Raw genomic sequence first — 6258 nt, forward strand, 5'->3', positions numbered from 1 at the left:
AGAGACAGGGGTATGAATGCGCTGCGCGCATTCCAAGAGAAAGGCTCCGCTGCGCGGAGCCTAAGCCGCTGCGCGGCTTTATGGAAAAGCGCTGCGCGCTTTTCTGATTCCCGCTTCACGGGAATTGAGGATTTCCGCTTCACTCCAATCCTCCGGAGTGAAGCAACACCCGCTGCGCGGGAGTTGGGGGCGTCCGCTGCGCTCCCACCCACCCGGCTCCGCCGGGGCAGCAAGGGCCGAGGGTGGTCGGGGTGTTTCCCCTTGACAATTCGGGGTCCGGGCTGGACCGAGGGAACCAGGCGAGGAGGCCGGCCCCCGACCCGGGCGGCCAGGGAAGCCCCAGGAAACCATTCTGGGAAGGAGCCTGAGAAAGCATCACACACCGGGCCTGTGTACCGACTGGGATTCTGGCCCAACACCCTTCAATACCGGTCCACCGGGCGAGGAGTGAGGGTGCTTCAAAAAGCGGGGGTGGCTGAACTCTGGAACCAGCCCATATCACCCCTGCATCAAACTGATGCAGCATGTATCAATGGCGGAACGGGGCCATATCCCCTGGCGCACGCACGGACGGGTGATCGGGGAGCGGTACGAGGGTGCCGGCCACCGCGCCAGACCCCCGAGCGAGGAGACCGAGACCGGGGCGGAACGGGGGCAGGACGGCGCGGACGCGGGGCGCCGGCCCCACCGCCGGGCACCGCCAGGACAAGGACGTCGACCAGGACCACGAACACCACCAAGACGTACCGGTGACCGGCCCGGTGCCACACGGGCGTCATCCGCCTTACCCGGGAAACGACACCACCCTTCACCGCCTGGACGACACCTGCGGCAGAAACCGCCCAGCGCAGACGGCACCACACCGGTGAGGACGGATGACGCCCTAGCTGTGAAGAACCCGCGACGCCCGTCAGGCGCGCGGACCAGGGTGAGGCCGAGGCCGGAGGCGGGCGGAGCTGGGAGCGGGACGGCGCGGGCGCGGGGCGCCGGCCTCACGCCGGGCGCCGCCAGGACGAGGACGAGGACCACGAGCACGAGCACGAGCACCACCAGGACGTGGCCGGCGCACCGCCGGACCGGGCCGTGGACAGTCCCTCACACCCTCACAGCCTCCCCGCCCACCAGGCACAACGCCCTGTGAACCACACAGGGCGCCGCTCACCACGGGCCCGGTGGTGAGCCGCGCCAGGCCCGCTTACCAGGGACACGCTGATGAGCAGGGCCAGGCTCAGCCGCCAGCGTCGGCGGGGGTGTGGAGGCCGAGCTGGACGGCGGCCAGGGCGACCGCGTCGGCCACGCTCAGACCCTCGCCGTCGCCGTAACCGGCTTCGGTGCGTAGGAGTTCGGCGCGTACGGGCCAGGCGGTCGGCGAGGGTGCGCTGGGGGTCGGTCAGGTTCCGGCAGCCGCGCGTGCCCTGCCGTCCATCAGGTGTCCGGGCCCCGCCGCCCGGGATCGTGAATGGCGGGGCCCGGATGCGCGAGGTCCAGACGCAGAGACCCGCGCCGGCTGGCCCGCCCTGCCGGGACAGCAGCACAAGCCAGCCACAGCACGTCCGGACCACGAACACGGACGCGCAACACCAGAGTACGAACAAACCGCCAGAACGGTGCAAAACTTTCAAAATCGCCCATACCCTTCCTTGCGGCACAGCGGTTCTACACACGTTGCGTCGGCTTGCTCACCAGGCATTTCCCGCTACCGGGCACAGGGCGCACCTCTGGTCAGGTTCCTGGTCGCGGCTCTGGCCGCACCCGAGTACCTGCACAAGCGGGGCCGGACAGGCGCGCTGATCTGCTGTAAGGGCCAGCGGGGGCGGGTCCGAAAGCACCGACTTACCTCAGGAGCCTTTTCCAGGCTCTGGCGCGGACCTCCACCATGAGGCCGGCCGTGCTGGCGGCGGCCTTGCGGCGGCGCTATCGGGCGGGTGGACACGCCCACGAGCGCGCCCCGCAGGGCAGGGTTGACGGTCTGCTGACGGCGTCGGGTGGAAAGGTGCGTCACAGCAGTGCGGCGAGCGCGAGACCAACCGACGCGGCCAGTGCGATCAAGCCGATCAGCATGCTGATCCGGCGCAGCCGCTCGTCCCGTCTGGCCCACTCACGCACCGCTGCCGCATGAGCCCGCCGCTGCTGGGCTTTTGTACTGACCGGCTGTGCAGACATACAGCTCCCGCCCTTCCCCGCGCTGCCCTGCCGGTTCCGGCGACAGCGGCTGCCATCCACGCTAAGCAGCACCGTCCCGGGGCGCATGTGCGGGAAGGCAAGCATGCCCGCGGCAAGGCCTGTGCCCCGGCCCCCGGATCCTGGGCACGGGGCTGATGGCCGGGGCGGGGTCAGGGGCGGCGTTGGTAGACGGTGAGGGTGTCCAGGGGGAGGAAACCGGCACCGGTGAGGAGGCGGGTGGCGGGGACGTCGCCGTCGGGGGCGTCGGCGGTGAGGTACTGGGCACCGTGCTGGGCGGCCTGATGGAGGCACTGGCCGAGCAGGTGGGTGGCGATGCCCTGGCGGCGGTAGGCATGACGCACAGTGAGCTGCCACAGCACCGCCATGTCGGCGGTTTCCGGGGTGGGAGCACGCAGGATGGCGGTGGCCATGTGACGGCCGTCGGTGTCGGTGAGTTTGAGCAGCCAGCCCGGCGGATCGATGACCGGAGTGATGCTGGCCAGGGGGTAGTCGGGTGGGGTGGGCGGGGTGGTGAGGTCGCGCAGGAAGTAGCGCTGGGCGGAGGCCGGGGTGAAGCCGGCCCTAATGAGGGCGCGGGCGGTGGTGGGGCGGTGTTCGACCGGCAGGCCGGGGATGTCGGTGGCGGTGGCCGGGCCGGTGAACGCATACAGCGTGCGCCGGCCCAGCTGCGCCCGGGCCGCCGCCAGGAGTGCGGCGATGACCTCGAAGTCGCCCCAGCCGTGCAGCTGCACGATCAGCCCGGCCCCGTCCGCGGGCCGCACCCCCACACCCACCATCCCCGCCACCTGCCCGCCGGTATCACACACCACAAGGATTTCCGCTTCCCGCAGCTGCTTTAGCCCCGGCGGCGGGAACTGCAGTTCGGCGGGGTGCTGTCCGGGCAGCCAGTCACAGTCGACCAGCGCCACCACCGCCGCGTGATCCTCCGCCCGGTAGGGGCGGAGGATCAGCCTGGCCCCATCCGGCGGCCGGACCGGAACATCTGCCTCCATGGGCCCACTCCCTCACATAGGCCAGCACGCCCCAGTCCAGCACACTCCCGGCGAAAACGGACAGATCGTTATTAAGTGGCGCTCTCGGCAGGACTCGAACCTGCGGCCAGACGCTTAGAAGGCGCCCGCTCTATCCACCTGAGCTACGAGAGCCGGACCAGCAACAGCGGCCTGCAAGCCCGCGCCCGCCCTCCGCGCGCCGGCACACACAGTGGCAGGCCCCACCGGCATCCGGCAGGCCTGTGCCAGATGCAGCCGGACAAGGTGCACACAGACCGCAAGAGGCGCGGGCCGGCAGACCACGCGCCCCTCGGCCTGCTTTCCGGAAAAGGAGTGGACTGCCCCTGCGAGGGGCAGGGGCAGCCCACAGCGGCACCTGGGGGGACATTAGTGCCGCCTTCTCGCTTCTCAATACGATCATGAAACCCTGACCGATTCGAGAGCGATCACTACTCACCCGCAGGGAGCAGCCGTCCGGATGCCGGACGCGTGACCGTCGCGGCAACAGCACCGGCCCTCCTCGGCTGCGCCAGTCCGCTTTTCTGCCCGCCGGACAGCGCCCCTGTCAGTCGCACCGCAGCAGCGCGCACCAGCGCCGTCGTCTCCTCTCGTCCTGGTAGCCGCAGCCTGCCCCTTCACGGCAAGAGGGACAGGAAACGCGAGCCTGCCCGGCAAGGGGCGTACAGCCCTGCCCCACCGCACACCCCGATGCCCGATTTCTTCGGATTTGGGTATTGACTGCTCAGGGTTTTCGTGCTCCACGGGCGTGTGCTGGAAGCAGCAGACAAAGACGACCGTTCCCGGCCCCCACTGGACAGGCAGTGATTCCGATGACGACCACCACCCTTTCTCCCGCCGACCGGCAGCAGCCCGTGCTGCGGGCCGTCGCCACCGGTGAGCGCGTCTTCGGCCTGCCGCTCGAGCACAACCCGCTGGCCCCGGCCGCCGCCCGGCACGCCGCCCGCCCGGTGCTGGAATCCTGGGGACTGGACGAGGAGCAGGTCTACGACGCGCTGCTGGTCATCTCCGAACTGGTCACCAACGCCGTCGTCTATGCCCTGCCGCCCGTCGTCCTGCACCTGCACCTGCACGCCGCGACGGACGACACCGGCTCGGTGCAGGTGCATGTCAGTGACGGCGGACCCCGGCCCGCCACCAACGCCGGCGGCTGGGCCGCCCAGCGGCCCGAGGACGAGCACGGACGCGGCGAGGCCATCATCACCACCCTCGCCGATCACACCGGCACCGCCACCGCCCTGGGCAGTGACACCGACGGCCTGATCGACCACTGGGCCACCCTCGACGCCGCATAACGTTCCACACCTGGCATCCTGGACACCCCGCCACCCGGAACACAGGGGGAGGCAGGGGAAGGGACCGGGGCCGGTCTACGGGGAAGCGGAGGCGGCCATGCGGGCACAGGACCTGCTGCAGACCCACACCCTGTGGTACCGCGACACCGTCGAGCTGCGTCTGGCCGGGGAACTCGACCTCGCCACCGTCCCCCTCCTCCAGCAGGCCGCCGCCACCGCCCTGGCCACCCGCCCCCGCCACCTGAACCTGGATCTGGCCGGCCTGACCTTCTGCGACCAGACGGGTCTGCGCGCCCTGCACCGGCTCACCCACCAGGTCCACGCCGCCCACATCGGCCTGCGCCTCACCGGCCTTCACCCCCGCCTGCACCGCACCCTCACCCAGCAGCGCACACCCCCGTCCCCCCGCACCCCACCCGTCCTGCGCTCCTGACCACGCGGCACCGCGGCCGGGCCCAGGGATACCGGAAGCAACACGGGATCCCGGACGTCTCACCCGGCACTGAAGAACGGGGCACGGCCGGGACGATGCGGCGCGCCCCCCGAAACCCGCGCGCGGCCCGGCGCAGCGGGCCCACGCCCCGAACCAAAGCCGGTCCTCACCTGGCTCGCTGGGGCCTTGACGGCTCTGGAGCGGGCGGCGCCGGGGTTGGTGGTCAGGGGCGGGCGTGGACGGTGGCTCGCGTTTCGGGGCGGGTGGCGGCCATGGCCCGCAGACGCGGGGCGTGGCGGGTGCAGGTGTGGATGACGGCGAGGAGGTGGCCGCGCTGGTTGGTGTACTGCACGATCCGCTCCGCCGTCTCGCCGCAGAGCCGGCTTCCCGGTGCCCGGGCCGGATCGGTGACCTCGCAGTATCCCGGTGCGGCATCCACCTGCAGGCGCAGGCGCGGGATGCTGCCGAGCGTCTTGAGGAAGACGGCGGCTTTCGTGCGGCGCTGGAGGGTGGCCGGGGCCGCCGTCCGGCCCCGGCCGGTCCCCATGCTCACGGCGGGCTTTTTTTCCGGCGCCACCGGGGGGTCTCCCTCCCTGTGTGCTGCTGAAGCGCCGGACGAGGGCGTGTGGCTGTGGCGCGGATTGCCCGGAGCCTTGCGGTGGAAAGCCTCCTGGCGTTCCAGACCCCCAGCGCCCGTTGGGGCGTTGTTCTCGCCTTCCTGTCCTTGATGGTCTTCATGGTGTTCGCGGCCGGCCGGGGCGGCCCGCTGCGCAGACCAGGGCGGCGGAGATGCGCTGGGGGTAAAGACAGGCGGGGCAGCGGACGGTGCTGCCGGCCTTGGCCTGGGACGCCCAGGTGTGGTCACAGGCACGGCAGACGAGAGTAACCGGCGGGCGGATGGAGCCGGCCGGCACGGTGACCCAAGCCCCGCAGCCACCCCGCTGCACCGGGCAGCGCACCGTGCTGCCGGCCGAGCGTACAGCGGCGGCCCGGCCGCAGACATGACAGCGCACCGCCGCCACCGCCAGAAGGTCTCCCACCGCCGCCGCCCTCACTTCCCGGCCTCTCCCGATACGCACCTGTCCTGCCGGGCCCCAGCATCCCGCACGCACAGGCCGGGCACAGACGGCTCCCCGTACGCCAAACGGCTTCATCCGCAACAGGCCCCGGGCACAGAACCGTCCCCCGCAGAAAAACGGCTCTGCCCACGCCCCCGGCACAGATGTGTCCACCAAAGTCAGCTAAGAACCGCGGCCCGGCAGGACGGCGGGAGACACGGCCAGGATGTTGCGGATGGTCATGGCGTCCAGGCCGGTGCGTTCGGCGATGGCCCGGA

The 6258-nt window shown here is 71.1% G+C and carries 5 protein-coding genes and 1 tRNA gene; 2 read left to right on the top strand and 4 right to left on the bottom strand.

Annotated features, from left to right (window positions below; all coding sequences use genetic code 11):
- Positions 1–1998: 1998 nt before the first annotated feature.
- From ACFWUY_RS40270 to ACFWUY_RS40280, 3 genes are all read right to left on the bottom strand, one after another.
- Complete coding sequence (locus ACFWUY_RS40270; protein ID WP_384121711.1) at positions 1999–2163, bottom strand: hypothetical protein; 165 nt, start codon at positions 2161–2163, stop codon at positions 1999–2001.
- Between the two features lie 170 nt (positions 2164–2333).
- Positions 2334–3176 (bottom strand): GNAT family N-acetyltransferase, encoded by an 843-nt coding sequence (locus ACFWUY_RS40275; protein WP_384121713.1) that lies wholly within the window; start codon positions 3174–3176, stop codon positions 2334–2336.
- 76 nt (positions 3177–3252) lie between these two features.
- Positions 3253–3329, bottom strand: a tRNA-Arg gene (locus ACFWUY_RS40280).
- A 677-nt stretch (positions 3330–4006) separates the two neighbouring features.
- Here ACFWUY_RS40280 and ACFWUY_RS40285 point away from each other — a divergent pair.
- The gene (locus tag ACFWUY_RS40285; protein WP_384121715.1) at positions 4007–4489 is read left to right on the top strand and encodes an ATP-binding protein; all 483 of its coding nucleotides are present in this window, start codon (positions 4007–4009) and stop codon (positions 4487–4489) included.
- A gap of 97 nt (positions 4490–4586) precedes the next feature.
- Complete coding sequence (locus ACFWUY_RS40290) at positions 4587–4922, top strand: STAS domain-containing protein (protein WP_384121717.1); 336 nt, start codon at positions 4587–4589, stop codon at positions 4920–4922.
- A 223-nt stretch (positions 4923–5145) separates the two neighbouring features.
- Here the strand turns inward: ACFWUY_RS40290 and ACFWUY_RS40295 are convergent, their stop codons facing one another.
- Complete coding sequence (locus ACFWUY_RS40295) at positions 5146–5475, bottom strand: hypothetical protein (protein ID WP_384121719.1); 330 nt, start codon at positions 5473–5475, stop codon at positions 5146–5148.
- Between the last annotated feature and the right edge of the window lie 783 nt (positions 5476–6258).

This window comes from Streptomyces sp. NPDC058664, from assembly GCF_042716635.1.
In the GTDB taxonomy this organism is placed as follows: domain Bacteria; phylum Actinomycetota; class Actinomycetes; order Streptomycetales; family Streptomycetaceae; genus Streptomyces.

Coding starts and splice junctions, on each gene's coding strand:
- ACFWUY_RS40270 (WP_384121711.1), bottom strand. CDS start 2,163: ATGTCTGCACAGCCGGTCAGTACAAAAGCCCAGCAGCGGCGGGCTCAT.
- ACFWUY_RS40275 (WP_384121713.1), bottom strand. CDS start 3,176: ATGGAGGCAGATGTTCCGGTCCGGCCGCCGGATGGGGCCAGGCTGATC.
- ACFWUY_RS40285 (WP_384121715.1), top strand. CDS start 4,007: ATGACGACCACCACCCTTTCTCCCGCCGACCGGCAGCAGCCCGTGCTG.
- ACFWUY_RS40290 (WP_384121717.1), top strand. CDS start 4,587: ATGCGGGCACAGGACCTGCTGCAGACCCACACCCTGTGGTACCGCGAC.